The organism is Phenylobacterium montanum (genome assembly GCF_018135625.1).
Classification (GTDB): Bacteria; Pseudomonadota; Alphaproteobacteria; order Caulobacterales; family Caulobacteraceae; genus Poindextera; species Poindextera montana.
Genome location: NZ_CP073078.1, coordinates 1,653,987 through 1,680,719, shown reverse-complemented (window position 1 = coordinate 1,680,719; position 26,733 = coordinate 1,653,987). Strand labels below are relative to the sequence as shown.

Annotated in this window: 23 protein-coding genes; 9 read left to right on the top strand and 14 right to left on the bottom strand. The window is 65.2% G+C overall.

What is annotated here, in order from left to right:
• Positions 1–9: 9 nt before the first annotated feature.
• The 4 genes from KCG34_RS07365 to KCG34_RS07350 all read left to right on the top strand — a co-directional run bounded on the left by KCG34_RS07365 (position 10) and on the right by KCG34_RS07350 (position 4,104).
• Positions 10–1,821, top strand: a complete 1,812-nt coding sequence (locus KCG34_RS07365; protein ID WP_211939734.1) for a carboxypeptidase regulatory-like domain-containing protein — start codon at positions 10–12, stop codon at positions 1,819–1,821.
• Positions 1,822–2,094: 273 nt separating this feature from the next.
• On the top strand, positions 2,095–2,559 hold the full coding sequence (locus tag KCG34_RS07360; RefSeq protein ID WP_211939733.1) for a hypothetical protein: 465 nt from the start codon (positions 2,095–2,097) through the stop codon (positions 2,557–2,559).
• A 46-nt stretch (positions 2,560–2,605) separates the two neighbouring features.
• Positions 2,606–3,226 carry a YybH family protein gene (locus KCG34_RS07355; protein WP_211939732.1) on the top strand — a complete coding sequence of 207 codons (621 nt, stop codon included), beginning with the start codon at positions 2,606–2,608 and terminating at the stop codon, positions 3,224–3,226.
• A gap of 68 nt (positions 3,227–3,294) precedes the next feature.
• Positions 3,295–4,104, top strand: a complete 810-nt coding sequence (locus KCG34_RS07350) for a class I SAM-dependent methyltransferase (RefSeq protein ID WP_211939731.1) — start codon at positions 3,295–3,297, stop codon at positions 4,102–4,104.
• A gap of 195 nt (positions 4,105–4,299) precedes the next feature.
• Here the strand turns inward: KCG34_RS07350 and KCG34_RS07345 are convergent, their stop codons facing one another.
• Together KCG34_RS07345 and KCG34_RS07340 are read right to left on the bottom strand one after the other, a co-directional pair.
• Positions 4,300–5,160 (bottom strand): alpha/beta fold hydrolase, encoded by an 861-nt coding sequence (locus KCG34_RS07345; RefSeq protein ID WP_211939730.1) that lies wholly within the window; start codon positions 5,158–5,160, stop codon positions 4,300–4,302.
• A complete protein-coding gene (locus tag KCG34_RS07340; protein WP_249138256.1) occupies positions 5,160–5,954 on the bottom strand; it encodes a TauD/TfdA dioxygenase family protein in 795 nt (264 codons plus the stop codon). The genes KCG34_RS07345 and KCG34_RS07340 overlap by 1 nt, the downstream gene beginning before the upstream one ends.
• A 52-nt stretch (positions 5,955–6,006) precedes the next feature.
• Here KCG34_RS07340 and KCG34_RS07335 point away from each other — a divergent pair, with 52 nt between their 5' ends.
• Positions 6,007–7,128 carry an AraC family transcriptional regulator gene (locus KCG34_RS07335; protein WP_211939728.1) on the top strand — a complete coding sequence of 374 codons (1,122 nt, stop codon included), beginning with the start codon at positions 6,007–6,009 and terminating at the stop codon, positions 7,126–7,128.
• Positions 7,129–7,889: 761 nt separating this feature from the next.
• On the opposite strand, the gene KCG34_RS07330 is transcribed toward KCG34_RS07335, so the two are convergent.
• From KCG34_RS07330 to KCG34_RS07280, 11 genes are all read right to left on the bottom strand, one after another.
• Positions 7,890–9,209 carry an MFS transporter gene (locus tag KCG34_RS07330; RefSeq protein WP_211939727.1) on the bottom strand — a complete coding sequence of 440 codons (1,320 nt, stop codon included), beginning with the start codon at positions 9,207–9,209 and terminating at the stop codon, positions 7,890–7,892.
• Positions 9,210–9,429: 220 nt separating this feature from the next.
• On the bottom strand, positions 9,430–11,232 hold the full coding sequence (locus KCG34_RS07325) for a CocE/NonD family hydrolase (protein ID WP_249138255.1): 1,803 nt from the start codon (positions 11,230–11,232) through the stop codon (positions 9,430–9,432).
• Between the two features lie 723 nt (positions 11,233–11,955).
• Positions 11,956–12,177, bottom strand: a complete 222-nt coding sequence (locus KCG34_RS07320) for an alkylphosphonate utilization protein (protein WP_249138324.1) — start codon at positions 12,175–12,177, stop codon at positions 11,956–11,958.
• Between the two features lie 280 nt (positions 12,178–12,457).
• Positions 12,458–12,826 (bottom strand): DUF983 domain-containing protein, encoded by a 369-nt coding sequence (locus KCG34_RS07315; RefSeq protein ID WP_211939724.1) that lies wholly within the window; start codon positions 12,824–12,826, stop codon positions 12,458–12,460.
• A gap of 40 nt (positions 12,827–12,866) precedes the next feature.
• The gene (locus KCG34_RS07310) at positions 12,867–13,409 is read right to left on the bottom strand and encodes an NADH-quinone oxidoreductase subunit B family protein (RefSeq protein WP_211939723.1); all 543 of its coding nucleotides are present in this window, start codon (positions 13,407–13,409) and stop codon (positions 12,867–12,869) included.
• Positions 13,409–14,881 carry a hydrogenase large subunit gene (locus KCG34_RS07305; protein WP_211939722.1) on the bottom strand — a complete coding sequence of 491 codons (1,473 nt, stop codon included), beginning with the start codon at positions 14,879–14,881 and terminating at the stop codon, positions 13,409–13,411. Before KCG34_RS07305 ends, KCG34_RS07310 begins: the two co-directional genes overlap by 1 nt.
• On the bottom strand, positions 14,878–16,326 hold the full coding sequence (locus KCG34_RS07300) for a hydrogenase 4 subunit F (protein ID WP_211939721.1): 1,449 nt from the start codon (positions 16,324–16,326) through the stop codon (positions 14,878–14,880). Before KCG34_RS07300 ends, KCG34_RS07305 begins: the two co-directional genes overlap by 4 nt.
• On the bottom strand, positions 16,323–16,985 hold the full coding sequence (locus tag KCG34_RS07295; protein ID WP_211939720.1) for a hypothetical protein: 663 nt from the start codon (positions 16,983–16,985) through the stop codon (positions 16,323–16,325). The genes KCG34_RS07300 and KCG34_RS07295 overlap by 4 nt, the downstream gene beginning before the upstream one ends.
• A complete protein-coding gene (locus KCG34_RS07290; protein ID WP_211939719.1) occupies positions 16,982–17,944 on the bottom strand; it encodes a respiratory chain complex I subunit 1 family protein in 963 nt (320 codons plus the stop codon). Before KCG34_RS07290 ends, KCG34_RS07295 begins: the two co-directional genes overlap by 4 nt.
• The gene (gene hyfB / locus KCG34_RS07285; protein WP_211939718.1) at positions 17,935–19,953 is read right to left on the bottom strand and encodes a hydrogenase 4 subunit B; all 2,019 of its coding nucleotides are present in this window, start codon (positions 19,951–19,953) and stop codon (positions 17,935–17,937) included. The genes KCG34_RS07290 and hyfB overlap by 10 nt, the downstream gene beginning before the upstream one ends.
• On the bottom strand, positions 19,953–20,195 hold the full coding sequence (locus KCG34_RS07280) for a helix-turn-helix domain-containing protein (RefSeq protein ID WP_211939717.1): 243 nt from the start codon (positions 20,193–20,195) through the stop codon (positions 19,953–19,955). Before KCG34_RS07280 ends, hyfB begins: the two co-directional genes overlap by 1 nt.
• Before the next feature lie 547 nt (positions 20,196–20,742).
• Here KCG34_RS07280 and KCG34_RS07275 point away from each other — a divergent pair.
• The 4 genes from KCG34_RS07275 (at position 20,743) to KCG34_RS07260 (ending at position 26,081) form a co-directional block, all read left to right on the top strand.
• Positions 20,743–21,693, top strand: a complete 951-nt coding sequence (locus KCG34_RS07275) for a helix-turn-helix domain-containing protein (RefSeq protein ID WP_211939716.1) — start codon at positions 20,743–20,745, stop codon at positions 21,691–21,693.
• 102 nt (positions 21,694–21,795) lie between these two features.
• A complete protein-coding gene (locus KCG34_RS07270; protein ID WP_211939715.1) occupies positions 21,796–22,899 on the top strand; it encodes an NAD(P)-dependent alcohol dehydrogenase in 1,104 nt (367 codons plus the stop codon).
• A 53-nt stretch (positions 22,900–22,952) separates the two neighbouring features.
• On the top strand, positions 22,953–23,390 hold the full coding sequence (locus KCG34_RS07265) for a MarR family winged helix-turn-helix transcriptional regulator (protein ID WP_249138254.1): 438 nt from the start codon (positions 22,953–22,955) through the stop codon (positions 23,388–23,390).
• Positions 23,391–23,582: 192 nt separating this feature from the next.
• A complete protein-coding gene (locus KCG34_RS07260) occupies positions 23,583–26,081 on the top strand; it encodes a TonB-dependent receptor (protein ID WP_249138253.1) in 2,499 nt (832 codons plus the stop codon).
• Between the two features lie 77 nt (positions 26,082–26,158).
• Here the strand turns inward: KCG34_RS07260 and KCG34_RS07255 are convergent, their stop codons facing one another.
• Entirely contained in the window at positions 26,159–26,398 is a 240-nt protein-coding gene (locus KCG34_RS07255) for an aldehyde dehydrogenase family protein (RefSeq protein WP_211939714.1), read from the bottom strand.
• Positions 26,399–26,733: the final 335 nt, after the last annotated feature.

The window sequence follows — 26,733 nt, the reverse complement described above, 5'->3', positions numbered from 1 at the left end:
TCCAGACCCATGACCCGCCATCTTCGCGCCGGCCGAATCGCTGCATCCGTCGCCGCCCTCGCCATGGCCGCCCAGGCCAACGCCGCCAGCTTTTCCGGTAAAATCGCCACGCCAGACGGCAAGCCCGCCTACGGCGCGATGGTCACGGTGTTCAACGCCGCAGCCGATCGCAAGGAAACCGTCTACACCGGCCCCGACGGCGGCTACGCCATCCGCACCGACTTTGACGGCGACCTCAAGCTTCGCGCGCGCCTAGCTGGATTCGACGACGCTGAGGCGGCCAAGACGGCTGGAAAGAACGATTCCACCAGGGTCGACCTGGCCCTGAAGCGCTTTGCCAGCGACGACGATGCGTCGATGGCGCTGTCAGCCTCGGCCTTCAACGCGCGCCTGCCTTGGAAGGACGTCAAGCGCGACCGCCCAGCCTTCATCAGCCAGTGCAACTACTGCCACCAGCTCGGCAACCTGACGACGCGCGTTCCGCGCAGTCACCAGGAGTGGATGGTGGAGCTCGACAAGATGGAGGGCCTCCTGGCCATGCCGTCGACCTGGCAGAAGAAGACCTTCGCCGAGGTCCTGACCCAGGGGTTCGATGGCAAGCCGATCAAGGCGATCCAGGACTATGGCGCGGGGCCCGAACTGGCCAGGGCCAAGGTCCGCGAATGGCTGGTGGGCGACGGCTACACCTTCATCCACGACGCCGACGTCGCGCGGGACCAGAAGCTCTATGGCACCGACGAGGGCCATGATCTGCTCTGGGTGTTGGACCGGGCCACCGGCAAGGTCGACAAATATCCCTTGCCGGACATTGACCTGCCGCGTGGCGGCAAGTTCTCGGGCATGAAGCTGCCGATCGGGGTGTTCTCCGGCAAGCACGGGCCGCACAGCATGGCCCAGACCAGTGATGGCCGCATCTGGATCACCAACGCCCTGTCCTCGACCCTGATGTCGTTCGACCCGGCGACCAAGGCTTTCAAGAGCTATCCGGTCGGCCACGACGCGCTCTATCCGCACACGGTTCGCGTGGACAAGAACGACATCGTCTGGTTCACCATCGTCGCCTCCAACCAACTCGGCCGCTTCGATCCCAAGACCGACCAGATGACGGTGTTGCGCCTGCCGGTCTCAGACCCTATCCAATGGATCAGCGAACAGCTGTTCCCGACCCTGATGCGCATCGGCTCATGGTTCCCGAACCAGGCGGCCCAGCTGAACCTCTCCACCCACCGCTTCTTTGGCTACAGCGTGTTGCCGTTCCCCTATGGCATCGACATCGATCCGGCCGACGGCAGCGTCTGGTACGCCAAGCTCTACGCTTCCAAGATCGGCCGCATCGATCCCAAGACCCTGAAGGTCACCGAGTGGGACACGCCGATGAAGGGGCCCCGGCGCCCGCGCTTCGACCCACAAGGCGTCCTCTGGATCCCGTCCTTCGACGAGGGTGGCCTGATGCGGTTCGATCCCAAGACCCAGGCTTTCCGCTCGTTCAAGATCCCGCCGATCGGCGAGGGCGAGTATGAGACGCCCTATGCCCTGAATGTCGATCGCCGGACCGGCGACATCTGGATGGCGGCGAACAATTCGGATCGGATCCTGCGCTTCACGCCCTCGACCCAGACCTTCCTCAGCTACCCGAGCCCGACCCGGGTTACGGTGCTGCGCGACTTCTCCTTCGCCGAAGACGGCGAGGTCTGCGCCAGCTCGTCGAACCTGCCCTCCTACGCCATCGAAGATCACCGCGCGGCGTTCGTCTGTGTCGATCCGACGGGCGGCGAGAAAGATCGCCAGGCCTTGGCCGGCGCGCCCTACAGCAAGGGCTGAAGGGGAGGGGCGGGCGGCCGAGGTCGAACGAGCGCCTATCCCACACTTTGGCTCATTTTTGACTGCCAGTTGACAATCTTCGCTGTGGGGCGAATGTAACCGGGTACCCGCTGCCGTGGGTCTCGTGGCGACAGCGTGTTGGTCCGCGTGTCCGGCCAAGGCGGGCCGGACCTTCGCATAGAGCACAGTGGATTTCCGTACCGCGGTCAATGACGCCGGCAAGGCTGGCCGGGCCGCACGCGTTTCCGCTCGACCAATCCAAAGGGGGCTCTCATGAAGTCGATTTCGATTTGCACCGTCGCGGCCGCGCTGTTCGCCGCCGGTCCGGCCTTGGCTTTGCCCTATACCGGCACGTTCGCTACCGACGCTTCCAGCGTTGTGCAGATCATCCTTCCGGGCGCCAACGGCGCGCCCGATCAAGGCGGCGTCATGTTCAAGGGCGTTTCCAAGACCACAGACTCCAGCGGAAAGAACGATTCAGCACCGTACACCTGCATCAGTTGGCTCACCCCAGGCCAGGCGACCGCCACATCCGGGGTCTGCAACGGCGGCAACAGCGCCGGAGACACCTGGTCGGCCTTGATCGTCTGCGCCGCCAACCCTGGGGCCGACCCGACCAAGCCGAACCAATGCTGGGGCGCCCTGCGCGGCACCGGCGGCGCCTTGAAGGGCAAGACGGGCCAGTTCTCGCAGTTTGGGACCGGCGCTGGTGGTACGACCCAAGGCGCCTGGAACTGAGGAACGGATCGTGGCCTGCCCGGCGAGCCGCAGGACGAACGCGGCTTTGGCGGCGGAACAGCTGGGAAAATTACGCAGTCTCCGCCGCCGCTGGGGCTCAAATCGTCTGTCAGCAGAAGTGCTCAAACCCAAGCCCGCGGCTGCGGCTCATCGATCGGGGAAACAGATGACACTCGAGATTTCTTGGCGCCTCGGCGCCACAGCTCTTTTACTCTTCGGCATGGCGGGCTGTGCAAAGCCTGCGCCTGCGGTCGATGTCGCCAAGGAGACGGCCGCTATCAACGCCGAGATCGCGGCGGTGAACGCAGCCGCCAAGGCGCGCGATCCCGCCAAGCTTGTCGCCTTCGACGCCGACGACGTCGTCGCCTATGACGTCGGCCTGGCGCCGGTGAAAAGCAAGGCCGAAGACCTTGCCGCGAACAAGGAGTTCTTCAAGGATCCGGCGGCGAATTTCAGCCTCACTGTCGATCGGACCGTGATCGGCCAGTCCGGGGACATCGCCTACCAGACGGGCTCATACGTGCAGGACGGGACCGACCCCGCGACCCACAAGGTCGAACATGGCGTCGGCAACTGGATTGGGACTTATCGCAAGGTCGCGGACGGCTCCTGGCAGATCACTGCCTTCGCCCAGGCCCCCGCCACTGTCCCGCCCGCCAAGCCCTGACAGGCGGTCGGGGCGCGGCGCTGGGGGAGATGTCGAATGAAATACTGTTTCCTGGGAAGCATCCGCTCATGAGCGACGCCAGCTTCGTCGGCGACATACCGGCAAACTACGACCGCTATCTTGGGCCGATCATCTTTGAGGACTTCGCGGTGGAAACGGCGACGCGCGTCGCGAAGCTTTCGCCCATGCATGTGCTGGAGACGGCGGCCGGAACCGGCATCGTCACCCGCGAGCTTCGCAGGCGATTGCCCGCCGGGTCGGCGCTGACCGCGACAGACTTCAATCGCCCGATGCTGGACCTGGCGCGGGCCAAGTTCGATCCGGCGGAGCGGGTCACCTTCGAGGTCGCCGACGCCACCGCCTTACCCTTCGGCGAAAGCAGCTTCGATGCGGTCGTCTGCCAGTTCGGCTTGATGTTTTTCCCGGACCTGGAAGGATCGTACCGCGAGGCGTTGCGAGTGCTCGCACCCGGCGGCCGCTATGTGTTCAGTGTATGGGACTCGCACCAGCACAATCCCTTCGGCCGCATCGCCCATGAAGTTGCGGGTCGCTTGTTTCCTGCCGATCCGCCCCCTTTCTACTTGGCGCCGTTCTCCCGCCACCAGATGGATCCGATCAAGGAGGCGCTGATCCAGGCCGGCTTCGGGGACCTCGAGATCGCTGTGGTGGCCCATCCCAAGACGGTCTCCGATGCCTCGGCCTTCGCCCGTGGTCTGGTGTTCGGCAATCCGATGGCTGACCAAATTCGGGCTCGCGGCGCCGACCCGGACCCGCTGGTGGCAGCGCTAACTGATGCGCTGCGTCGCGAGGTTGACAGAAACGGCGGTGAGGTGCGGCTTCAGATGATCATCTTCACTGCGCGGAAACCACATCCATAGCGTCGCGATTACCCGCCCTAAGGTGGATAGGGGAGGGCTGACCACGGAACACAGAAAGCGGTCAATGCTGCGTGTCATTCGGTGCATTGGGTCGTTGGGATTCGGGGAATGTTTCTTTCACCCCCGAATTCCCACTTAGAAGGCCGACCCGTTGGCGCGGCGCTCGCGCTTTCATCGAACGGGTCGATGTGAAGACTATGCGCCGACGCTCCTGAAATGGCGGATGACCTCGGTAGCGACGAAATCCGGTCGTTCCTCAGGGATCCAGTGCCCGCAATTCTCAGCGACGCCGCCGGTCACATGGGCGGCCACCCGCCGCCAGCTTTCGAGCGCGCTGAGGCCGCGGCCGCGCGTGTTCGGGTCGCCGCCATAGACGAGGATCGGCATTTCCAGCCGTTTGCCCGCGTTAAGGAATGCGCCGTTGTCGGCGATGTCCTGCGGCACGGCGCGGTAGTAGTTGAACCCGGCCGTCATGGCGCCCGGCTGCGCATAGGCGCGGACATATTCGGCCTGGGCTTCCTCGCTGATGGCGTCGGGCCGCGCGCCGCCGAACTTGTAGAAGAAGCGGAGATAGATGTCCTCGCGCCCCTCGGTCAGCGCCTCGGGCAGGCCAGGCAGCGCGTGAAAGCCGAAATGCCAGCGGTTGTGATGCACGACATCACCCCCGTCGCCCGGAACCGGTGCATCGAAAATCGCCATGGCTAGGACCCGCTCGGGAAACTGGGCGGCGAGGGCGAAGGCCACCGGCCCACCCCAGTCGTGGGCGACGACGCGGAAGCGCTGATGGCCGAGACACGTCATCAGGTCGGCGATGTCCCGCGCGACCGTCATCTTATCATAACCACTCTTGGGCCTGCTGCTGTCGCCCAGACCGCGCATATCGGGCGCGACCACGGCGAAGTGCTGGGCCAGGAGCGGGATCACGTCGCGCCACATGAACCAGGTCTGCGGCCAGCCGTGCAGCAACACGACAGGCTCGCCGCCTCCCGCCGTCACATAGTGCAGGGTGACTTCGCCCAGGTCGGCGGTGTGGTGGGTGAACTGGTCGGGCGTCATCAGAACGGCCTGTCGCCCATGATCGTCGCGCGGTTCATCCGGCGCACGCACGGCGGATAGTCCATCACCGCATAATGCTGCGTGCAGCGGTTGTCCCAGATCGCCACGGCGCCTGGCGTCCAGCGCCAGCGCAGCTGGTATTCGGGGATTTGCGCCTGCGAGATCAGGTAGCGCAACAACTCGCCCGAGCCGTCGGTATAGTCCTGACCGTAACGCACCCGGCTGGCCGTAAGAAAATTGGTGAAATGGGTGGTGAAAGCGTTGACGAACAGCGCCTTGGCCTTGGTCACCGGATGGGTTCGCACCACCGGATGTTCAGGGTCGGGGAAGCGTTCCTTCATCGCCAGCTGATCCTGAATGGGTTTGGCCGCCATGAACGTCGACTCCATCGAGTGGCGCGCCCGAAGGTCGATGATGTCTTCCTTGACGCGGTCGGGCAGGCGCTCGAAGGCCAGCTCCATGTTCGCCCACATGGTGTCGCCGCCCACGGGCGGACATTCGATGCAGCGCAGCACAGCGCCCATCGGCGGGCATTCGCGCCAGGTGGCGTCGTTGTGCCAGCTGTTCTCATAACGCTCGGGCGGACTTTCCGGCGACTTCCAGATGCGGATGATGCCAGGCTCGCCATTGACGCTGGTCGTGAGCGGATGGTCCTCCAACTCGCCAAAACGGCGCGCGACGGCGGCGTGTTGCGCATCGTTCATGTCCTGATCGCGGAAGAACAGCACCTTGTGCTTCAGCAGCAGGTCCTCGATTGCGCCCGCCAGATCATCGTTGGCGCCCGCTTCCGCCAACGAAATACCGCTGATCTCCGCGCCCAGGGCGCAGGTGAGAGTCTCGACCTTCATGGAACGTCTCCTTTCCCGCTTCTTGGAGAGACGTTATTGCGAGCGGCGGCTGATCGCGTTTACATCGGACGACAAAAAACATACATTTGATGACAACAAGTGGAGAGGCGCGTTGAGCCTGCGAATAAGAGCGGTCTCCCTGTCAGATCTGCCGGCGGTCGCGATGGAACTGGGGTTCGACCCCCTCCCGCTCATGCGCGAGGCGGGGATCGCGCCCGAGGCGCTGGGAGGGCTCGATGCGCCGGTGGCGGCCGATCGGGCCGCCTGGCTTCTCGATACTATCGCCCAGCGGAGCGGTCATGCCGATCTCGGCGTGCGCCTCGCCATGCGCCGGCGTCTTTCGCACCTTGGCGTGGCCGGCCTTGTGCTGGGCCAGCAGGCGAGCATTCGCGAGGCCTTGGCGATGGCGGTCGCCTATCGCCACCTGCTGAACGAGACCATCGGCATCCATCTGGAAGACGATGGGACCGTTGCGCACCTCGCCATCGATCTTGAACTGGGCGGGCCGGCGCCGATGCGTCAATCGCGGGAACTCGCCGTGTGCGCATTCATCCATCTCTTTCGTCTGATCCTCGAGGAGGCCTGGACGCCTCAGGCGGTGCATTTCACCCACCCGGCTCCCCAGGGGCCAACGCTCCACAAACGCTTCTTCGGTTGCCCAACCCTGTTCGGCAGCTCGTTCAATGGGTTCGAATTTGCATCCGCGGACCTCGACCGCATCAATACCCGGGCCGACCGCTCCATGGCGGCCCACGCACGCAGCCTGCTCGACAGTCTGCCCGGACAGGAGCGCAGCCCAATGAGCGCCATCGTCCGGCGTCTGGTGGTGACCCTGCTGCCCATGGGCCGGGCTTCCATCGAGACGGTCGCGGCGTCTCTCGGCCGAACGGTCAGGACCCTGCAGCGTGAACTCGAAGCTGAAGGCGCGATCTATGCCGATATCGTGGCGCAGGTTCGCGCTGAGCTGGCCGTAGGCTATCTTCAGGACCACAGTCTCAGCGTCGCCGCGATCGCCGAACTTCTCGGCTATTCATGCTCCGCAGCCTTCATACGCTGGTTCCGCGCGCGCTTCGGCGCGCCACCGAAACAATGGCGGGCGACCCATGCTGCGATGTTGTGAGGCTCTCGAACGGCGCGAAGACCCAGAGAGTTTGTTGAGCCGCCAGCTGTAATTCGTCGAAAGTTCCGTCTTGGAGCGCGCCATGTGAGACCCGGTTCACGAAAATCGCCGCTAACGAGCCATTGAAACTGCTCTCTTGCGGCGAGTTTCTGGAGTTATTCCAGTATCCGTCCCTGGCGCATCCTCCCTGGTCGGTGGGCCGGCATGGCCTCGCCATCTCCGGACATTGCCTCTGCGCAGCCCACAGCAGAGCCTGGTTCCACATAGCTGACATCGCGGTCGCGCCACGAGACGGAGGATTTTGACCCACAGCAGCTTTTGGGAGCGGCAGCTTCGGGCGCCGAAGCCCCTTGGCTGGCCAATGGCAAGTTTTCGCACGGGGCCTGGCGGCAGTTCGCGCGAGAGCCGACAGTTTCGGCGTCTGGTCTTCGCAACAGCTTCGAGACTGCCACCGACCGAAAACGTCAGTTCTGACTGACGGTTTGCTCGGTTCTGCGATCGAGTCGGCCCCTATGCCGGCCGTATTCTGCAAGCGCTTTTACTAGATCCGCCGGCACGACGGGCTTCAACACCAGACCATCGAATAGTCTCGCCCAATCCGCCGGCAGGAGGCGGAGCCCGATCGAGCCCCTGGTGAGCGGCCGTCGAGTCTGACAGGGCATTTGGCGGTGGGCCGCGTGGGGCCGCGAACAGGGAGTTTGAAGAGCCGGCCGAATTTCCGCCGTTCGCGCACATCCGCCACTGGCGATACGACAAATGGATCAGGTCTGTTGTCGTATCGGCTCGCCGTCCCGTGTGAGCAGTAGACGGCTCGGGACGAGCAGAAGAACCGGAAGGCACAGGGCGATCGTCAGGGTGGTCGCCAGGACGGGGGGCACGAAGCCCCAGCGATCGTACATCCAGGTCCCGGCCAGATCGCCCGAGCGGAACGAGATCCAGTATGTGGCGAGGAAGGCCATCATCATGGTGCTCTCCAACCCCTTTGGCGCGGAGCGTATGCAGAGGTCGACCAACGCGGCCTGGGCGAAGGCGCCCATGACGCCTAGAGCCGCCGCCGCGGCGATCGCCTGGTTGGCGGTTCTGACGAGGAGCAGGGGCGTCATCTGCAGGACCGCAAGACCGAACGCGCCCCAGATAAGCCATCTGAGCTGCACACGTCGGCAGGCCCAGGAATAGATCGCCAGGCCGGGGATGAAGGCGCCGATGAAGACCGCGTTCCACTCGCCCCACTGGGCGTCCGTCCCGTGCAGGCTGTTGGCGAGGTGGTACTGCAGAACGGTCGCGGTCGCGGGGGAGAACTGCCAAAGCGCCTGGACGAAGAGTACGGGATAGATTGGCCAGTGGCGCACCAGACGCTTGAGGTCCGCAACAAGGTGCTGACGGGTGCGGGCTCTTTCGGCCGCGGCGTAGACGGACGCCGGACCCAGAAATCCGACGATCGCAAGGAGGACCATCATTAGTCCGGCGCACAGGTAGACGACACGCGCCGCGATGACTGCGTTCTGCGCCTCGAGGGCCTGGCTCAAGACACCGCCGACGAAAAAGCCCAGGACCTGCGGCAGATAGGCCGCGATCAGTGTGGCGGCCGCCATCCCGCCCGCCTGATTTGCGTCGCGCCCGACCACGGTCGAGACGCCGTTCGCGACACTGCTGGTCATCTGATAGGTCGAGGTCGCGACGAAAACCCCCAGCGCCAGCGTCGCGTAGGAGGGCTGCGCGAAGCCCATCGCGATGTAGATGGCCGTCGTCGCGAGGGAAAAGATCAGCAGGTGCGCGCGATCGCCATGGCCAACGGGGCTCCATCGGTCGCGCACGAACCCGAAGACGAAACCCAGGATCAACGGGATGGCCACGATGAGATGGAAAACCGCAGTCCCGTTTGCAGACAGATGGAGCCGGTTCTTCAGGAAGAAGGACACCGGTATGTCGACGAGGCCGAGATTAGGCGCCGCGAAGTTCGTCAGGAAGAACAGGGCGGCGATAAAAAGATAGGCCTGAACTCCGGTCGCTTCCGAGGACGCATCCACGGCTTCGGGCGTTGGACTGAGCTCGGCGATTTCAAGCTGCCTCGTTTCGGCCATGCAACGCCCCGCCGGCCGCCACGACTGACCCCGGAAAGCCTACCAGGGCGGTCCAGTGAAGTGGGGGAACATTTTTGACCGATGGCCCCTCCGGCGTCATCACGCTGGCTAGGAAAGACTAGGCGGCGCGGCGCTCGCGGCCATCCGGCTGGCCGGCTACGGCAGCGGTCGTTTCCCGGAAGCTGACATTGGGATCGGCAAGGCAGGGCGAACGCCTATCCTAATTTACCAGCGGCAGCTCGATATAGCTCTCGCTGGGTCCGGCGATCACGACCTTCTGGGTGGCTTTCACATAGTCCTGTGGCTTGGCGAAGAAGATGTTGGGGGTGAATGTCTGGGGATTTCGGTCATAGAGCGGGAACCAGCTGGACTGCACCTGGACCATGATCCGGTGTCCAGGCAGAAACACGTGGTTCGCCGGTGGCAGGGCGAAGCTGTAGGCCAGTGGCGCGTTCGGTGTGATTGGCTTGGGATCGCTCAGGGATTGGCGATAGCGACCACGGAAGATGTCCATACCGACAGCAAATTGGTAGCCGCCCATATCGCGTCGCACAGGGGTCTCGTCGGGATAGACGTCGATCAGCTTGACCACCCAGTCGCTGTCGGTTCCGCTGGTCGAAGCGGACAGATGCACGACCGGCTGGCCGGCGATGGTCACGGGCGCGGTCAATACTTCGGAGGTGAAGGTCAGGACATCGGGCCGGGCGGCGGCGTTGCGCTGGTCGGTGGTGAGCCAGTCGGTCCAGTGGTCGTCGTCATAGCCGGTAGGACGCACGGGACGGGGGACGAAGGTCACCGGGTGGGCGGGATCGGAGACATAGTCAGCGGTTTCAGCGGCCCCCTCGGCAGGGCTGAAGCCTAAGCTCATGCCCGGTTTCAGATAGAGCCTGGCGGCCGCGGGGCGCTCCGGCCAGGCGTTGAGCCGCCTCCATTCGTTGACCCCGGACTGGAAAGCGGTCACCGGCGCCACGTCCATCGGCTCGTCTTTCAGATAGTGGGCCAGGAACGGGGCCAGCACATGCCAGCGCCACCATTTGGCGGCGTCCTGGTCCCAGCTGATGTTTCCGCTGTGGGTTCCGTCGTCGATCTCCTGGCCGTGGTGCCAGGGGCCCAGGGTCAAGAAGACCATGTCACCAGCGGTGTCCTTGGGCTTGAGCGCTGCATAGACCGCGGGCGCCCCGTAGATGTCCTCTTGGTCCCAGAGCGAGTGGACCAGCATCACTGGCACCTTCAGCGGTTGGGCCGCCAGGATCTTGTCCATCGCCTGGGCCTGCCAGAAGGTGTCATAGGCCGGATGCTCGGTGAGCTTGCGCCAGAAGCCTATCTGGTCCAGGCCGTGAATGCGGCCGAACGCTCCGGCTGAGCCGGCGCGCATGAAGGCGTCATAGATGTCGCGGCTGTTCCACCAGAACGGGTCGGAATTGTCGGTGGTCGCGACCTGCTCCCAGATGTAGTCGGCGTTCATCTGGCGGAACGCGCCGTTGTGGAACCAGTCGTCGCCCCGCCAGCCGTCGACCATGGGGTTCATCGGCACCGAAACCTTCAGCGCGGGATGCGGGTTGACCAGGGCGACCAGTGGCTCGTAGCCGTCATAGGAGATGCCCAGGGTTCCGACCCGGCCGTTGCTTTCCGGGAGGTTCTTGACCAGCCAGTCGATGGTGTCCCAGGTGTCGGTGGCGTCGTCGACCTGCGTGGGATTGAGCCCGCTCCCGACCAACGGCCGGTTCATCACATAGCCGCCACCCGACTTGTATTTGCCGCGAACGTCCTGGATCACCCGGATATAGCCGCCGGCCACGATGATGTCGGCGGCGTTGTCATAGCCGTCCAGCGCGGCGATCAGATTGCCGCTGTGCACATTCGACGTCAGTTTTTCCGCGTCATAGGGCGTGCGTGTCAGTAGGATCGGGGCGTTCCTGGCGCCCTTGGGGACCAGGAAGACGGTGTGCAGCTTGACCCCGTCGCGCATGGTGATGTCGACCAGGCGCCGGTCATAGTTCCAACCCTCACGGTAAGGCTCCACCTTCGCCGGGCGTTCATCGTAATCCGGAGGGGCAGCCATTGCGCCGAAAGCCATCGACGCTGCAAGCATTGCAGCCAGACAAAGCCGCTTCATTGCCCATCCCCTGAGACGCTATTGGCGATTCAAACGCCATTTGTTCATGTCGTTGCAGTCGGCGCAATCGAATGGCGAGGCGAGTCAGGAACTTGCTAGCTACGGTGGCCTGTTAGACACTCGTCCGCATCGAGAACCATGCTTGGCCTCGCCATATAGGTCAGTGGGGTTAACAAGCACAACAGATCTATTTTTCGCGGAAGCATTCGTTCCGCAACATGGGTCGCCTGTGCTCACATCTGGGCGGCGCGACTGGCGTTCATTGGCATGGAAGAAGCTCGTAGGGTCGCGTCATCCTAATTTCTAGTAGATGACCGCCAGCCGGATTGACATCCATGACATCCAGAAAATTCAACCTACACCATTTGCTTGCCGGAGCTATAGTAGCGTCGTGGCGCACAGTGCGGGGCGATCGAATTGGTGGATCTCACCGTCATCGATTGTGGTGACGGTGAGATCCACCAGTTGGCGAATGACGTATGCGCCCAAACGCGCCGATGCGGAGCCGGTCTTGAACGCCAGCCGACGCCAATTCTGCACAAGCGGTCCGAAGGGCGCTCTGGCGATCGCCGTGCGAGCGGCTATGGAACCGATTGGCCATGCTCCACGAACACGGCGCCCGTCGGGGCGTCAGTCAGGCTTGAGTTTGCGGACGAACTCGGCGCGGAGCACCAGGCCCTTGATCGCTTCGTGCCGGCACTCGATTTCCTGTGCGTCGCCAGTCAGACGAATGGATTTGATGACTGTCCCGCGTTTCAGCGTCTGATTGGCGCCCTTGACCTTCAGGTCCTTGACCACCGTCACGCCGTCTCCGTCGGCCAGCAAGTTGCCAACTGCGTCGCGGACCTGCACCTGGCTTGAGGTCGCCGCCTTGGCGGCTGCCAGCGCTGGATTAACCCACTCTCCGCTCTCTTCGTCATAGACAAATTCAGCGTCCTGTTCCGAAATCATTCGTACCTTTCCGAGCGTCGCTCGGCCCTCTGATCTGCAAGCAAGACGGCCGACCGCCGTTCCGCTTAGGGTAAATATTCATCACCCGGATTTGTTGGGGGTTAGGCCTCGACCCCAGCGGCGGGTAACCGCGCGCCCTTAGATTTTCGCATATTGCCGGTTCTATGCCGAAGCTGCGTGGTCAGACGTCTGGGCGATTGTCGATTCGCGCCTCTGAGGCCCGGTTGTGAAACTGCATGGCGATCAACACGCCCTTGAAGGGGCGCAGCGCTCCGAGTGTCAGGATCGCGATAAGCGGAAGCCAGACCACGAGCTCCAGCCAGATCGGCCAATTGAGCGCGATCTGGGTGAACAGGAGGCCGCCGCAGCCGATGGCCCCAACGATTAGGAGGATGAAGACGACGGGACCGTCCCCGGAATCGGCCTTCGAGAGATCTGCCCCGCAGGCTTCGCACCGGTCAAACACCTTCAGGTAACCGCTGAAGAGCGGACCTTCGCTGCAATTGGGACACCGGCACATCAGTCCGGTCAGAAAGGGATTGACGGCCATTGAGGTCTCCAGGGGGGGTAAAGCGGCGAAGCATCGGACATCAGCGGTTCGAGCCGGATCGCCTGGTGTTCGCTTCGATCAAAGCGATGAGGCCGCCGAGCAGAGCCTCGGGCGCCGGCGGGCAGCCTGGAATGTGCGCATCGACCGGCAAAACGGCGCCGACGCCGCCCGCGCAGGCGTAGCTCCCCGCGAACAGGCCGCCGTCGAGTGCGCAGCCGCCGACGCTGACCACCCATTTCGGTTCCGGTGTCGCATCGAAGGTCCGCAGCAGCGCTTCGCGCATGTTCAGTGTGACAGGGCCCGTGACTAGAAGCACGTCCGCGTGCCGCGGCGAGGCGACGAAGCGCAGGCCGAACCGTTCGAGGTCGTAGAAGGCGTTACTCAGCGCGTGGATCTCGAGCTCGCAACCGTTACAGGAGCCGGCGTCGACTTGGCGGATGGCCAGGCTGCGCCCCAGCCGGAGGCGGGCCGCGACGTCCAGGCGCTCGCCAAGCCGCTTCAACGCCGCCTCCTCGATCGGCGGCGCCGGCTCGGTCAGTGGGCGGCTGAACAGGCCCTTGGTCAGGAGGCGTGTCAGGGCCATCAGAGGTCACACCCCGCATAGGCGCAATTGAACGATTTGTTGCAGAGGGGAAAGTCGGCGACGATGTTGCCCTCGATGCAGGCCTCGATCAGCGGCCATTGAAACCAGGATGGATCGCGCAGGTGGGCGCGCTCGATTCGACCCTTCAAAATTCTGACCCAGGCCAGGATGTCGCCGCGGAAGCCCTCGACCAGGGCTGTCCCCTCTCCGGACCCCGATGGCGGGTTCACATGGACCGGACCGGTTGGCGACTCGCCAAGGATCTGCTCGATCAGCGACAGGCTCTCGTCTACCTCGTCGATACGGACCCAGACCCGGGCGTTGACATCGCCCTCCTCGCGGACTGCGACCTTGAAGGTGAACCGGTCGTAGGGGGCATAGGGGAAGTCACGCCGCGCATCGAACGTGCGTCCTGAAGCTCGCCCGACGTAACCGCCAGCGGCGAAGCGTTGGACCAACTCACGGGGCACGATCCCAGTCGAGACGGTTCGGTCCTGCAGCGCCGCCGTCTCGTCATAGAGTTCGACCAGAGTGGGAAAGCGCTCGCGGATCGTGCGAACCAGATCGCGGACCAGGGCCTCGCCCGTCACGTCCAGGTCGACGGACACGCCACCTGGAACCACGCAGTCCATCATCAGCCGGTGACCGAAAACGACCTTCGCCGTGCGCAAGACCTGCTCGCGCAGCACGCCGCAGTGAGCCAGCATCAGGCTGAACGCCGCGTCGTTGCAGATTGCGCCGATGTCGCCGAGATGGTTGGCCAGCCGCTCCATCTCCGCCAGCAGAGCTCGCAACCAAGCCGCCCTGGGTGGCGCTTCGAATCCGAGCGCCGCCTCGACAGCGCGGGCGAAGGCGAGCGAATAGGCCACGGTGCTGTCGCCGCAGACCCGGGCTGCGAGCTGGGCGGCGCGGTCCAGTGCGGCCCCCGCCATCAGCCCGTCCACGCCCCGGTGCGCATAGCCGAGCCGCGCTTCCAGCCGGGCGACGGTTTCGCCATTGGCGGTAAAGCGGAAATGCCCTGGCTCGATGATCCCGGCATGGACCGGCCCGACCGGGATCTGGTGCAGGCTCTCGCCCTCCACCGGCAGGAACGCATAGGGCGCGGGCCCGGTCGAGGGCGCGGCTGCGCCGAGCGGATGGCGGACTTCCCACTGGCCATGGTCGAGCCAGGGCCGCGTGTCGACTGCGCCGTCCGCTACGAGGCCGTGCAGGTCGAACAGGGCCCGTTCGAGCCGGATAGCCGGGGCGTGCGCTGCCCCTACCGAGGGGTAGCGGCCCTCTGGGCATGGCAGATCGAGGATCACCGATTCGCCGTGGGCGCGGGACAGCGCCATGTGGACCATGCCCGGCTCGCCCCAGAGGCTGACCAGGGTCAACTCTCCCGCCGCCAGGGCCTCCATGGCCGCCCGCCAGCCGGGCTCATCGACCAGAATCGCGCTCCACGGCGGATGAGCGTCAGCCAGTCCCGTCATCCGAGCATCCTCGCCACGTGCTGGAACCACGCCGTGAGCAGGGGCGGGAAGTAGAGGCCGGCCGCCAGCACCAAACCGAGATGGGCCAGCATCGGCAGATAGGAAGCCCTCACCGGCGCCGCCCCCGGAGAAGGCTCGCCGAACGCCAGGCCCTGCAGGCGCAGCAAAAGCGCGCCGAACGCGACCAGAAGACCGAGGACCAGCGGCGCGGCGAGCCAGGGCTGGCGCGCGAAGGTCGAACTGACCACCAGAAACTCGCTGGTGAAGATGCCGAACGGCGGCAGGCCGGCGATCGCCAGCACGCCCGCCACCAAAGCCCAGCCCAGCAGGGGGTGGGTGACCGTCAGGCCGCGGATGTCGTCGATCCGCTGGCTCGCCTTGACCTGGGCGATATGGCCGACGCTGAAGAAGATGCCGGACTTGGTGAGGCTATGCATGGTCATGTGCAGCAGGCCGGCGAAATTGGCCAAGGGTCCGCCCATGCCGAAGGCGAAGGCGATGATGCCCATGTGCTCTATCGAGGAATAGGCGAACAGCCTTTTGATGTCGCGTCGGCGGTAGAGCATGAAGCCGGCGAAGACCAGCGAGACCAGGCCCATGGTCACCATCAAGGGGCCGGGCGCGAGCGCGGCGTGGTTGGCGGCCAACAGCATCTTGAAGCGCAGCACCGCATAGAGGGCGACGTTGAGCAGCAGGCCTGAGAGCACGGCCGAGATCGGCGTCGGCCCTTCGGCGTGGGCGTCCGGCAGCCAGGCGTGCAGGGGGGCGAGGCCCACCTTGGTGCCGTAGCCCAAGAGCAGAAAGACGAAGGCGACGTTGAGCAGCGGCGGATCGAACAGGGCGACCTTGGTCATCAGCACGGTCCAGACCATGCCCCGCAGGCCCTGGCCGACCACGGGTTCGGCGGCGACATAGACCAGGATGGTGCCGAACAGTGCCAGCGCGATGCCGACGCTGCCCAGGATGAAATATTTCCAGGCCGCTTCGATCGCCTCGTGCGTGCGATAGACCCCGACCATGGCCACGGTGGTCAGGGTGGCGAGCTCGATCGCCACCCACATCAGGCCGAGGTTGTTGGACATCAGGGCCAGGTTCATGGCGAACATCAGCACCTGATACATGGCGTGGTAAAAGCGCAGGCGGATCGGGGTCAGGCGGCCGATCTCAATCTCATGGGCGATGTAGCTGGCGCTGAACAGACTGGTGGTGAAGCCGACGAACGCGCCCAGGACGATGAATACGACGCTGAGATCGTCAACCTGTAGGTAGAGCCCGACCGGCGGACGGCTGAAGAAGAGCGAGGCCGTCGCCAGGAAGGTCAGAAACGCCGCCAGGGAGTTGATCCATGCGCTCAGGCGGTAGCCGGGCGACAGCGCCAGCAGCGCGGCGGTCAGGGCTGGGATCAGCAGGGCGAGGTGGACGGCATTTAGACCGAACAGGGTCATTCGCGAGCCTCCCGGAACCGGTCCAAGGCCGCGACGTCGATGGTCTCGAACCGCTCGCGGATGCGGAACAGAAAGACGCCGATGACAATGAAGGCGATCAGCACCGAGAAGGCGACGCTGATCTCGACCACCAGCGGCATGCCCTTGGCGCCGGCGGCGGCCAGGACCAGGCCGTTCTCCAGCGACATGAAGCCGATGATCAGGCTCAGCGCATTGCGCCGGGTGACCATCATCAGAAGGCCCAGCAGCACCACGGAAAGGGCGAAGGCCAGGTCCTCGCGGGCCAGTCGGTCAGCATCCTCGGTCACGCGCAGCATCACCACCATCGACAGGGCCACTAGGCCAATGCCGGCCAGCATGGTCGGCCCGACGCCGACCATGGTCTCGATCTCGCGGTGGATGCCGAGCCGGCGGATGATCCGGTGCAGCGACACGGGGATGATCAGGGCCTTGAAGGCCAGGGCGATCACGGCGGTGACGTATAGGTGAGGCGCCTGCTGCACGAACGCCTGCCAGGCGACGGCCATGGACAGCACCAGGGCGTGGACGGCGTAGACATTGATCAGGGCGCTGAGCCGGTCCTGGTAGAGCAGGGTGAAGCTCATCAGCACCAGGCCGCCGGCGAGAAGATGGGCGACGTCAAAGCTGAGGCCGGTCATCGGAGGCCCCCGCGCGAGACGAACAGCAACAGGGCGCCCAGAAGGCCCAGCATCAGGGCCGCGCCCAGATATTGCGGGGCGCGGAACACCCGCATCTTGGCCATCGAGGTCTCGAAGATGGCCAGCATGGCCCCGGCGACGACCAGCTTACCGAGATAGGCGACAAGACCGATTCCGGCGGCCGCCAGGCCCGACCCGACCGGCGCCAGGCCCCAGGGAACGAACACGCAGGCGATCAGCGAGATGTAGAGCAGGAGCTTGAGGAAGCTGGCCAACTCCAGCACGGCCAGGTGGCGGCCGGAATATTCCAGGACCATGGCCTCATGGACCATGGTCAGTTCAAGGTGAGTGGCCGGATTGTCGATCGGAATGCGGCCGTTCTCGGCCACGGCCACCATCAGGAGCGCGACCAGGGCCATGGCCAGGGTCACCCTCAGGCCGACATTCGACGACAGCATGAACCCGGCGACGGTCGACAGCTGGGTCGAGTGGGCCAGCAGGGCCAAGCTGAACACGATCATGATCATGGCCGGTTCGGCCAGACTGGCGATCATCACCTCGCGGCTTGAGCCGATGCCGCCGAAGCTCGTGCCCACGTCCATGCCAGCCAGAGCCAGGAAGAAGCGCGCGCTGCCCAGAAGGGCGGTGATGGCGATCAGGTCCGCCGACCAGCTGAACAGAAGGCCGGTAGCGAAGGTCGGGATCAAGGCCGCCGCCACCCAGGTTGCGGCGAAGATCAGGTAGGGTGCGACGCGGAACAGCCACGAAGCGTTGTGCGCCAGAACCACCTCCTTGCGCATCAACCGCCACAGGTCGCGATAGGGCTGCAAGAGCGGCGGTCCGCGCCGGCGCAGCAGACGCGCCTTCAGTCGCCGCACCCAGCCGGTGAGCAGCGGCGCCAGAGCCAGGACCAGCATCATCTGCAGGCCCTGCACCGAAAGATCGCGGATCACACCCATATGGCCAGCACCAGGAGCAGACCGACGAGGGCGAGAAACACCAGGCCGAGATAGAGACGGATGGTCAGGAACTGCAGGCGGTTGAGACGGTCGGCGATCCTGCCGATCACAAGGTCGATGGGCGCGTAGAGCGTCTCCCAGATCCGGTCGCGGACAACGGCGATGAAGCGCGCCGGCCGCATATCGCCTGGCGGCGGCATCTCGACGATCTCGCGGGCGGCGAAGGCGGCGGGACCGAACACACGCCGGATCGGCTGGGCGAAGCTGCCGGCGCTGTACTGGGTGAGCGGACTGGGGTCGGGAAAGCCGCAATCCCAGGCCGGAGCGCGCCGCACCTTGCCAGAGGCGTAACGGTGGATGGCCAGAGCCGCCAGGCCGGCCGAGGCGGCGATGAACACCAGCACCAGCAGGCCGTTGTAGGAGCTGCGGCTCTCGGCGATCGGCACGATGGAGAGCCAGGGCTGGCTGACCTGGTCCGGCATATGGCCGCCGACGATCAGGGCGGCGGCGGGCGCCAGGGCGTCGATGACGAAGCCCGGCAGGACGCCGACCACGAGGCACAGGGCGGCCAGGGCGAACATCGCCCCGAGAGACCAGGGATCGGTCTCGCGGGCGGCGGCGGCTTGCGGCGAGCGCGGGCGTCCCAGGAAGGCGGTCCCGAAGCACCGGACCATGGCCGCGGCGGTGAGGGCGGCGGCCAGGGCCAGCATGGCGCCGGCCGCAGGCACCAGGAACTTCAGCGCCGTGACCGCCAGTTGCGGGCTGACCAGCACGCCCTGGAAGATCAGCCATTCGGAGGCGAAGCCGTTCAGCGGCGGCAGGGCCGAGATGGCCACGGACCCGGTGAGGAACACCAGCGCCGTCTGCGGCATGCGGCCGATCAGTCCGCCCAGCCGCTCGAGGTCGCGCTGGCCGGTCGCGCCGAGCACCGCGCCCGCGCCCATGAACAAGAGGCTCTTGAACAGCGAGTGGTTGAAGGCGTGGAACAGGGCCGCGGTGGCTGCGAGCGCGGCGGGAACGACCAGGCCTTGAGCCTTGAACGCCAAGGCGAGGCCGAGGCCGATGAAGATGATGCCGACGTTCTCGACCGTGCTGTAGGCCAAGAGCCGCTTCATGTCGGTCTGCATCAGGGCGTAGAGCACGCCCATCACCGCCGTCGCTGCGCCCAGGACCAGAACCAGCACGCTCCACCAGTCTTGGGGCGGGCCGAGAAGGTCGAAAGCGATGCGGACGAAGGCGTAGATGGCGACCTTGGTCATCACCCCGCTCATCAGTGCGGAGACGTGGCTGGGCGCGGCCGGATGAGCCAGGGGCAGCCATGCGTGCAGCGGGACAAGACCCGCCTTGGAGCCTGCGCCCAGCACCGCCAGGACCAGCACCAGGCCGGCGATCAGGGCCCCCGGCGGGTGCGCGCGCATGGTGTCGAAGGCGTAGCCGCCGCCGGGGCCCGCCAGGAGGCCAAAGCCCAGCAACAGGCAAAAGGCGCCGAAACTCGCCATCACCAGATAGAGGTGCGCCGCGCGCCGGTTCTCCGCGTCCTGGTGGTGCGCCAGGACGAGGGCCCAGGAGGTGACCGACATCACCTCCCACGCCACCAGGAAGCTGAAGGCGTCGGCGGCCAGCACCACCAGGTTCATCGCCCCCAGAAAGACAGGGAAGAACGGCAGGATGCGCTGGGGCTCGCGCTCGTGGGCGCCGTAGCCGACGGCGTAGAGGCTGGCCAGCGCCCCGCCGAGGTCGATCACGATCAGGAACGCGGCCGACAAGGGATCCAGCCTGAACCGGGCGCCGGTCCAGGGTAGGCCGAGCGGAAGGATAGCCTGGTCCGGCGCGGCCCTGGCGAGTAGCGCGCCCAGGGCGGCCGCGCCGGCGACGAGACAGAAAATGGCGCTGGCGCCATAGACCACGGGGCTCGTGGCCTGGCGACGGCCGAAAGGCGCGGAGCCGACTCCAAGCGCGATCAGGGCGGCCACGCACGCCAGCACAGTGGTGGTTCCCGCCGGCGGCATCAGCGCAACCTGACCCCACGGCCGCCGCCAGTGCTGGCGGCGCCTTCCCCGATCAGTTCGAGGCCCGCAGCCTCCAAGGCGCCGATCAGCTTCATCAAAGAATCGACGTTGCCGCGGATCACGCCATCGCTGGCCTCCATTCTCTGGATGGTCGGGACCGACAGGCCGGCCAACTCGGCGAGGGCCTTCTGATCCATCCCAAGCAGGGCGCGGGCAGAGCGTAGCTGGGCGGCGCTTATCATGTTTCAGCCATCAGATAGATGGTTTAGAGCCTCATTACTGAGGGATAAGACGGATCGCTTCTTCGTTCAACCTTTGATGTTGGGCCGTCGGGTTGGGCGCGACGCCGCACCCCTGGCGATGGGGCGATAATTCCGGCGGTCCGTCAGCGGTTGAAACGCGCGGCGACCCCAAATGCGGCCGAAAGCCGCCCAAAGGCCCAACCGCCGCCACGACCAATCCGACTTTCATTGGAATGTCTCTTGCCGGTCGGGTTCGAACGCTAACGCCCGGCTTCCATCCTCCAGAACCGCTCGCAGTCGGCCGTCTGAACCAACTCAAGCTGATCGAGGCCGCCTGGCTGGCGGACCACCTTGGCTTTCATCGCAGCGCTCCTCGTCTCCATTCAGCTTAAATCGGACTGGCCCAATTGGCCGACCATAGCACCCCCCAACGGGTGAGCTTGCCGCAACGTGGGGCCTAGGGTAGTTATTTGAACTAATAATTATGATGCAATCTGAACTCGGCTGTTCAAGCTGGGGGATCGCGCGCAGAAAAAGGGGAGGGGCGATGAACGCGATCACCATCGATCGCTTTACGACCCTGGACCGGCCACGTGCCGAGCGGCTCGACGCGTGGAACGGTTTCATCGGCGGACTCTTTCACGGCATGGTCATTGAGGCCGATCCGGATCTCAGCGCCAGCTGGTTGCAGTGCCGTGCAGGCGACATCGGCCTGGCGTCCGCCCGCTCCCAACGAGCTAGGATCAATCGCTGCGAGCGCGATGTGTTGGCTTCCAGCGACCGGCTGCTGATCCACCTGCAGCATCGCGGCAGCAGCGTGAATGGGCAGTACGGCCGCTCGGCCGTTCTCGGGCCCGGCGACATGACCTTCGTGGTCGCCGACCGGCCCTATCACATCACCCTTTCCGATCGGAACTATATGTTCGTCGTGGACTGCCCCATCGACCGGTTGGGGCTCTCGCGGCCGGAAATCGACCAGCGCGCAGCCCTGGGACTGAGCGGCTCTACGCCTACCGTCAGTCTGCTGCGGGATTTTGTTGGCTCAGTGCTGCGCCAAGCCTGGAACCATCAGCATCCTGCCGAATGCGAAGAAGCGATCGGGGATATGATCCTGCGTCTTGCCGGCCTTTGCCTGCAGGCGACGGGAACAGCGGCCGCGCCCGCGCCGGGCAAGGCGACCCGTCGGCGCGTGATCGATTTCATAGATCAGCGACTGCACGAGCCCGACCTCAGGACCAGCACGATCGCTCGCGCCCTGTCGCTTTCACCACGCACGGTCCAGGATGTGATGGCCGAGATGGCCACTACGCCCACCGCTTACATTCAGAGACGACGCCTGGCGGTGGCGGCCGAATGTCTGCGCGCTGGGCAGGATTTCGGCAGTGTCACCGATCTAGCCTTCGACCTGGGCTTCAACGACTCGGCCTATTTCGCCCGCTGCTTTAAGAGCCGCTACGGGATGACGCCGACTGCCTACCGGAGCCGGCCCGGGGCATAGCCGCAGCTGCGCGATTTTGCGTTTTCCGGGCGCGCGCCAGTCCAAGACGGCCCGCGCGCCGCGCCTCATCTTCACCCCTCCCTAACGCTGCGGAGCCAGAGCGTGAAGATCAAGGCCGCCATCTGCCGCCGACCCGGCCAGCCGTTCGTCGTCGAGGAGGTGGAGATCGAGGATCCCCGCCCTGACGAGGTGCTGGTGCGGTTGGTCGCCACCGGCGTCTGCCACACCGACATGGTCATGCGCGACCAGGGTCTGCCCGTGCCCCTGCCGGCGGTGCTGGGCCACGAGGGCGCGGGGGTCGTGGAAAAGGTTGGCGCCGACGTCGCCGAGTGCGCCCCCGGGGACCCCGTCGTGATGAGCTTCAACAGCTGCGGCCGGTGCCCCAGCTGCGCCGACCGGGCGCCGGCCTATTGCCACGACTTCTTTCCGCGCAACTTCCTCGGCCGGCGACCCGATGGCACGAGCGGCCTTTCGCAGGGCGGTGAGGCGATCAATGGAGAGATCTTCGGCCAGTCCTCCTTCGCCACCTATGCGCTCTGCCATCGGGCCAACGTGGTCAAGGTGCGCAAGGATGCGCCGCTGAAGCTGTTGGGCCCGCTGGGCTGCGGAATCCAGACCGGGGCCGGGACAATCCTGGAGGCGCTAAGGGTCCGGCCGGGCGCCGCGGTCGCGATCCTGGGCGCCGGCGCCGTAGGCTTGAGCGCCGTGATGGCCGCCAGGATCGCCAAGGCCGGGACCATCGCTGTGGCGGACCTGCATAGGGGCCGGCTGGAGACGGCGATGGCTCTCGGCGCCACCCACGCCGTTGAGGCGGCGCCCGGGCAGTCGATCGATCAACTGGTCGGCCCGGACCGCCTAGCCGGCTTCGACTATATGGTGGACACCACCGGGGTCGGCGACGTGGTCAATGCGGCCGCCATGACCCTGGCGCCACGCGGCGTGCTGGCCCTGGTCGGCGCCTATTCGCCTGACGCTCGCCTTTGCCTCGACATGGCTTTCCTGATGAGCGCCGGACGCTCCGTCGTCGGCGTGGTCGAAGGCGGTGTCGAGCCCGCGCAATTCATCCCCCGTCTCGTCGACTACTACATGAGCGGCGAGCTGCCGCTGGACCGGCTGGTCCGCTTTTTCCCCTTCGACCAGATCAACGAGGCCGTCCGAGCCTCCGAAACTGGCGCGGTGATCAAGCCGGTGCTGGTGTTCCAATAAAAAAGCAGCGCCCCGCTTCTCGCGCTCCGTCGAGGTTGGTGACCGGCGCGGGGGTGGATATTGGCGATCTGGACCGGCAGGTCGGGTTCTTCCTGCGCCTGGCCCAGGTAGCGGTCTTCAAAGACCTGGTGGCGGCGCTGGAGCCCTTCGGCCTCAGGCTGACGGACTATTCCGTACTCCTGGTGATCGAGGCCAATCCCGGCCTGAAACAGCAGAGCATTGGCGAGGCGCTGCGGATCCAGCGGCCGAATCTTGTCGTTATCATCGACGGCCTTGAGCGCCGCGGCCTTGTCAGGCGAAGCGTCGCCCGGCGCGATCGCCGCTCCCATGCGCTCAGAATCACGCCCGCCGGCGCGGCTGTGCTCGAGGAAGCCAACGCCGCCCAGGCTGCTCACGAGGCCCGCATCCGAGCAGCGGTCGGCCCGTCCGACTGGGCAGCCCTTCTCGAAGCGCTTGCCCGGCTCGCCCGACTCGGCAGTTCACCCACTTAGGACGCGCGCCCAGCGGGCGCGCACAGCCCCGTAGTCCTCCACGGGCTGGAAGCCTCGCGACTGCGCAATCGTCCGAATTGACGGTGCGCGCACGTCCAAGACCCGGGCGGGCTGCTCTCTATATGCTCGGCGAAAATGAGCGGGGAGCCCTGGAAGCGAACTCGCGACGCCATCAGGGGAGGCGGGGACATCATGCCCAAAACACTATCCATGGTCAGCCTGGTCGCTCTTGCCGCGGCCATCGGCTCGTCGGCGGCCGCCCAGCAGACGCCGCCTCCGTCCAGCGCTGCACAAACCATCGAAGAGGTGGTGGTGACAGCCCAGAAGCGGTCGGAGAACGTCCAAAACGTACCGATCGCCATCACCGCCTTCACAGCCCAGGCGCTGAAGGAAAAGGGCGTACAGAACGTGCACGACCTGTCGGCCTTGACGCCGAACGTGAACCTGGACGCCAGCTCACCCTTCTCGGGCTCCAGCGTAGTGTTGTCGGCCTCGATCCGCGGGATTGGCCAGGACGACTTCGCCATGAACCTGGACCCGGGCGTCGGCGTCTACCTGGACGGTGTCTACCTGGCCCGCACCGTCGGCGCTAATCTGGACTTGCCGGACGTTGAGCGGATCGAGATCGCCAAGGGGCCGCAAGGGACCCTGTTCGGCCGCAACACCATCGGCGGCGCGATCAGCGTCGTCACTCATGCACCGTCCGACCACTACGCCTTCAATGGCTCGGCCACCTTTGGCAGCTACAATCGCCGCGACTTCCAGGGGATCGTCGACATTCCCGTCAACGATTCCTTGCGGACCAGCTTCACCTTTTCGTCGGAGCAGCGGGACGGCTGGCAGCACGTGATCCCGTATCCGGGCCTCTCCGGCTATCGCTCGGACGGCAATCTGTTCAAGTCCGCCGGAAGCCAGACCTCGGCCACCAACGGCGGCCAGAACCAGCAGTCCATCCGCGGCAAGGCTCTTTGGCTGGCCTCAGACCGGCTGACGGTGACGCTGACGGCGGATTGGACCCACGTCGACCAGTCGGCGACGCCGAACACCGCGCTGTCCACCACCGAGGGCGTTCCCGGCACCCTGGCGAACCTGTATGACACCTGCGTCAGCCTGCCATCGACGTTCCTGGCCGGCATCGGCCTCGGCCACGTGTGCAACGAGCCGGTGGCCAACTCAGGCTCGATCTTCTCCGACGGCACTCACCCCGCTTACAACTCGACTATCGCCGGGGTCGGTCTGCCGATCGACAAGACCTACGCCAACGGCAACAGCTTCTCGAAGATGGACGCCTATGGCGGCTCGCTGACCATCGACTACCGGCTTGGCGAAAACCTGAACCTGAAATCGATCACTGGCTATCGCGGCCTGAACTGGAAGGCAGGCCTGGACGACGACGGCTCGCCGCTGTCGATCATCGAGCTGTCGTTCAAGGAGGGGCAACGGCAGATCTCGCAGGAAGAGCAGCTGACCGGCGAAGCCTTCGATGGGCGCCTGAAATATGTCGGCGGGCTCTATTATTTCAACGAGCACGGTTACATCCATGACTTCGTGGTCTTCGACGAGGGCCTGCTGCAGATCAACGGGCCGAACACGCTCGACAGCTCCTCCTACGCCGCCTACACGCACATGGACTACAGGCTGACCGACAAGATCGGCTTGACGCTGGGCGCCCGCTACTCGCTGGAGGAGAAGGAATTCATCGGCGGTCAGACCGATGAGAATGGCCTCGCCTACAAGGCCAGCGGCTGCTACCCGCCGGGCGCCTCGGCCGCCCTGATCGGAGCGCCGGCCAATCTGACTTGCCAAGAAGCGCTCGGCTTCCCCGTGACGGGCCAGCCCCTGCGCTATTTCCCGAATACCGACAATCATCAGGATTTCCGGATTTTCACACCGGCGGCTGGGATCCAGTATCACTTCGACGGCGACCGGATGGCCTATTTCTCCTACTCCAAGGGGTTCAAGTCTGGTGGCTGGACGACCCGCCTCAGCAGCCCGATTCCCGACGCCAGCCTGGCCGCCTTCGGTCCCGAAAACGCCGAGACCTACGAGATCGGCCTGAAGTCCAAGTGGCTGGACCGGCGGCTGCTCTTGAACCTGGCGGCCTTCTATACGGACTACACGGGCATCCAGCTGAACTTCCAGCAGGGTATCTCGCCGACGCTGAAGAACGCCGGCGAAGCCCAGATTCCGGGCTTCGAGGCCGAGACCCGCTGGATCCTGGGCCATGGCTTCTCGATCGGCGGCTCGGTCGGCTACATGGACGCCAAGTACACCAAGCTGGCCGCCGGCATAAACGGGACGCTGAACTGTGCGATCGAGGCGTGCATCGACACCGGCAGCAAACTGCCCAAGACACCCAAGTGGAAGTTCTCGCTCAATCCCGAATACAGCTACCCCCTGGCTAATGACGCCAGCCTGCGGCTTGGCTTGGACTGGAACCACACCTCCTCGATCTTCAACAATTCAGTGAACTCGCCGATCCTGCGCCGGCCTACGGTCGACGTGATCAATCTCCAGGCCTCTTATGTGGCGCCCGGCGGCCGCTACGAATTCACCGTCGGCGGGACCAACATCACCGACCAGCGCTACCTGGTCACCGGGAACTGCAACACCACGGGCGGCGGCTGCAGCGGGACCTATAACGATCCGGGCGAATGGTACCTGCGCGTGCGCTACCGCTTCGACAGCTGAACCTGGCCGAGGCCAAATAGACTAAAGGCGGCGCTGCTGCGCCGCCTTATTGTTTCCGGAACAATCGGCTGCGGCGCTCAAGCGCCCTTGAGCGCCACCACATTGACGATGTGCGCCTGGGTAAAATCGTGCAGGCCATCCTGGCCCATTTCACCGCCCGGGCCGGACTGCTCCTCGGGCACCAGGCGGGCGTCTTCCGGGCAGTCGCGGACGATGGTTGGAGGGATGAAATAGCCCGGACGGTCCAGCGGTTCTCCGCCGGGGCCGATTTGGGTCCCCTGCTTGGAGCCGTCATCGACCATGGCGGCCTTGGCCAACTGCGCCAGCTCGTCACAGACGGAATCGTACATCGCCGAGGGGGTGAAAGGCCTTGGGACTCAAGCTCGTACCGCGCATGCGGAGGGGGGCGTGAACAGAGGCGAGGTGAACCTCGGCCGGATCACCGACGATCGCTCGCGGAACTTCTGCTGTCGGCTTCAGGGACCTGAATTCAACTGCTCTGTTAGTCGTGTGGTGACGTAGCGAAGGCGGAGAGGTTGGTAAGCGCCAGCAATGGGTTCTTCCTCCAAGACCTCAACCGGCACTTGAAGCGCCAGGAGCTCAACTAGGTCGGACACCATCGCGCTGTATGGCTTCGCCGGTCCCCCTGGCG

Coding starts and splice junctions, on each gene's coding strand:
- KCG34_RS07365 (WP_211939734.1), top strand. CDS start 10: ATGACCCGCCATCTTCGCGCCGGCCGAATCGCTGCATCCGTCGCCGCC.
- hyfB (WP_211939718.1), bottom strand. CDS start 19,953: ATGCCGCCGGCGGGAACCACCACTGTGCTGGCGTGCGTGGCCGCCCTG.
- KCG34_RS07330 (WP_211939727.1), bottom strand. CDS start 9,209: ATGGCCGAAACGAGGCAGCTTGAAATCGCCGAGCTCAGTCCAACGCCC.
- KCG34_RS07315 (WP_211939724.1), bottom strand. CDS start 12,826: ATGGCCGTCAATCCCTTTCTGACCGGACTGATGTGCCGGTGTCCCAAT.
- KCG34_RS07290 (WP_211939719.1), bottom strand. CDS start 17,944: ATGGGTGTGATCCGCGATCTTTCGGTGCAGGGCCTGCAGATGATGCTG.
- KCG34_RS07360 (WP_211939733.1), top strand. CDS start 2,095: ATGAAGTCGATTTCGATTTGCACCGTCGCGGCCGCGCTGTTCGCCGCC.
- KCG34_RS07345 (WP_211939730.1), bottom strand. CDS start 5,160: ATGACGCCCGACCAGTTCACCCACCACACCGCCGACCTGGGCGAAGTC.
- KCG34_RS07300 (WP_211939721.1), bottom strand. CDS start 16,326: ATGACCCTGTTCGGTCTAAATGCCGTCCACCTCGCCCTGCTGATCCCA.
- KCG34_RS07260 (WP_249138253.1), top strand. CDS start 23,583: ATGCCCAAAACACTATCCATGGTCAGCCTGGTCGCTCTTGCCGCGGCC.
- KCG34_RS07350 (WP_211939731.1), top strand. CDS start 3,295: ATGAGCGACGCCAGCTTCGTCGGCGACATACCGGCAAACTACGACCGC.
- KCG34_RS07295 (WP_211939720.1), bottom strand. CDS start 16,985: ATGACCGGCCTCAGCTTTGACGTCGCCCATCTTCTCGCCGGCGGCCTG.
- KCG34_RS07275 (WP_211939716.1), top strand. CDS start 20,743: ATGAACGCGATCACCATCGATCGCTTTACGACCCTGGACCGGCCACGT.
- KCG34_RS07280 (WP_211939717.1), bottom strand. CDS start 20,195: ATGATAAGCGCCGCCCAGCTACGCTCTGCCCGCGCCCTGCTTGGGATG.
- KCG34_RS07310 (WP_211939723.1), bottom strand. CDS start 13,409: ATGGCCCTGACACGCCTCCTGACCAAGGGCCTGTTCAGCCGCCCACTG.
- KCG34_RS07335 (WP_211939728.1), top strand. CDS start 6,007: ATGGAACGTCTCCTTTCCCGCTTCTTGGAGAGACGTTATTGCGAGCGG.
- KCG34_RS07305 (WP_211939722.1), bottom strand. CDS start 14,881: ATGACGGGACTGGCTGACGCTCATCCGCCGTGGAGCGCGATTCTGGTC.